General features: G+C 74.9%; 4 protein-coding genes and 1 pseudogene. 2 read left to right on the plus strand and 3 right to left on the minus strand.

Going from position 1 to position 2,069, the window contains the following annotated elements; all coding sequences use genetic code 11:
* Positions 1 to 56 precede the first annotated feature (56 nt).
* From NWP09_RS12575 to NWP09_RS12585, 3 genes are read right to left on the minus strand one after another with little or no spacing between them, the layout of a single operon-like run.
* Positions 57 to 674, minus strand: a complete 618-nt coding sequence (locus NWP09_RS12575; protein WP_258275840.1) for an FABP family protein — start codon at positions 672 to 674, stop codon at positions 57 to 59.
* Positions 675 to 677: 3 nt separating this feature from the next.
* A complete protein-coding gene (locus NWP09_RS12580; RefSeq protein WP_258275841.1) occupies positions 678 to 800 on the minus strand; it encodes a hypothetical protein in 123 nt (40 codons plus the stop codon).
* 32 nt (positions 801 to 832) lie between these two features.
* Positions 833 to 1,093 (minus strand): hypothetical protein, encoded by a 261-nt coding sequence (locus NWP09_RS12585; RefSeq protein WP_258275842.1) that lies wholly within the window; start codon positions 1,091 to 1,093, stop codon positions 833 to 835.
* 64 nt (positions 1,094 to 1,157) lie between these two features.
* Here NWP09_RS12585 and NWP09_RS12590 point away from each other — a divergent pair, with 64 nt between their 5' ends.
* Both NWP09_RS12590 and NWP09_RS12595 read left to right on the plus strand, forming a co-directional pair.
* A complete protein-coding gene (locus NWP09_RS12590) occupies positions 1,158 to 1,799 on the plus strand; it encodes a response regulator transcription factor (RefSeq protein ID WP_258275843.1) in 642 nt (213 codons plus the stop codon).
* Positions 1,796 to 2,069, plus strand: a pseudogene (locus NWP09_RS12595) (GNAT family N-acetyltransferase); the annotation flags it as partial. The gene NWP09_RS12590 and the pseudogene NWP09_RS12595, both read left to right, overlap by 4 nt.

Below are 2,069 nucleotides of genomic sequence, written 5' to 3' on the forward strand. Positions count from 1 at the left end.
GTCGAGGACCGCGCCGGGGATGCGGGCGGCGAGCGCGGCGCCGGGCGCGGGCACGCTCACGCCTCGTCGGCGCCCGCGGGCGTCACGCGCGCGAGCCGGGCCGAGGCGTGGCTCTCGAGCCCTCGTCCGAGCGCCGCGAGATCCCACGCCCACAGCAGGTGGCCCTCGACGAGCCCGAGCATGCGGGTGGATGCGGTGTGCTCCTTCGCGCTCGCGCCGCGGAGCACCGCGTCGGTCGCGAGGTCGATGCGGGGGCCCCGGATCGTGCCGAGGTAGAGCTCGGCGACGCCCGCGGGGTGGGCGATGAGCGCCTGCAGGTCGAACGCGCCGTCGGGGCGGCGCAGCGTCTCGACCGCCTCGGCGTCCCGGAAGGCCGGTTCGCCCTCGGGCGGCAGCATGCCCGGCCCCGGATCGGCCTCGCTCGCTGGCCGCGCGAGGCGCCAGAAGCCGGTCTCCGCTGCGAGCGGCGTCAGCTCGTCATCGAGCAGCCACGCGTACGCGTCGTAGGAGAGAAAGGGATGCCCGTGGTGCGCGAACGACACCCGCTGGCCGAACTCGTGCTCGACCGTGCGGTCGCCGACCGGGAACGAGAGCACCCCGGTGCCCTCCCAGTCGCCGACGAGCCACTGGAGCGGACCGAGCTCAGCGGGGAGCGTGGGGTCGAGCTCGAGCACAGCTCAGCGCTGGCCCTTGAAGAGGTTCTTGACGACGACGAACGACACGCCCAGGATCGCGAGCATGGCGAGCCCGAGCAGGCCGAGGTAGAAGATCTCGAGGGCGATGACGGGGATGGCGTCCATGGCTCGATCCTATCGCCCTCGCGCTCGGGAGCTCAGAGCGCCATGAGCGGCACGAGCACCGCCGAGGCCACGGCGAGCACGACGACGGAGCCGAACACCGCGGCGGCGAGCCGGTCGACGAGCCCGGGCTCGGTGGGGCCCCCGAGCTGGATCGCGAACGCCGTGAGCGTGCACACGCCGAGCACGATCGGCAGCCACACGATGCCGTCGCTCGGCTGCAGCACGCCGACGGCCACGGCGCCCGCGGCCGCGAGCAGCCACACCGGCCACACGCTCCCCCACCGCCACGTCACGCGGCCATCATGCCGCAGAAGCCTGCGCTCCGCTGGCCGTAGGATCGATGCGGCAGGAGGCTGGATGGCGCACGTCGTGATCTTCACCCGCCGCGACGGAGGAGCGCTGCCCAGTCTCGAGCTGCTGGAGCACCGCGTGACGACGCTCCCCGGCACGGCGCAGGCGGTCGCGCACGCCCCCGACGCCGACGTGCTCATCGTCGACGGCGCGGTCGAGCTCGCCGCGGCGAAGTCGCTGTGCCGGCTGCTCGACGGCGACGCGGCCCCGGTGCTGCTCGTGCTCTCGGAGGGCGGCTTCGCGGCCGTGAACGCGGAGTGGGGCGTGACCGACGTCGTGCTCGACTCGGCCGGTCCCGCCGAGCTCGAGGCGCGCATCCGCCTCGCCATGAGCCGCGAGCCCGTGAACGCGCCGATCGTCGCGAGCGGGCTCACGATCGACGAGGCGAGCTACCAGGCGCGCGTCGGCGGCCGCCCCGTCGACCTCACGTACAAGGAGTTCGAGCTGCTGCGGTTCCTCGCCGCGCACCCCGCGCGCGTGTTCACGCGCGAGCAGCTGCTGAGCGAGGTGTGGGGCTACGACTACTTCGGGGGCACCCGCACCGTCGACGTGCACGTGCGGCGGCTGCGCGCGAAGCTCGGCGACCTCGAGAGCCTCATCGGCACCGTGCGCGGCGTCGGCTACCGCTTCGACCTGGAGGGCGCGTGATCGACGAGGCACGGGCGCTCGGGGCCGCGTGCGCCGCGCACGACGGCATGCCGCCCTTCAACGACCAGGCGCTCGTCGAGCTCGCGCGCGGCGAGCGGCGCGCGATCGGGGACGCGACCGCGCTCGCCGTCGTGAGCGACGCCGAGCGCGAGGTCGAGCTCGCCGTGCACCCCGAGCACCGCGGGCACGGCCGCGGGCTCGCGCTCGCCCGCCGCGTCGCCGACGAGCTCGGCGGCTTCGACGCGTGGGCGCATGGCGACCTGCCGGCCG

It is taken from the genome of Agrococcus sp. HG114 (genome assembly GCF_024723325.1).
In the GTDB taxonomy this organism is placed as follows: Bacteria; Actinomycetota; Actinomycetes; order Actinomycetales; family Microbacteriaceae; genus Agrococcus.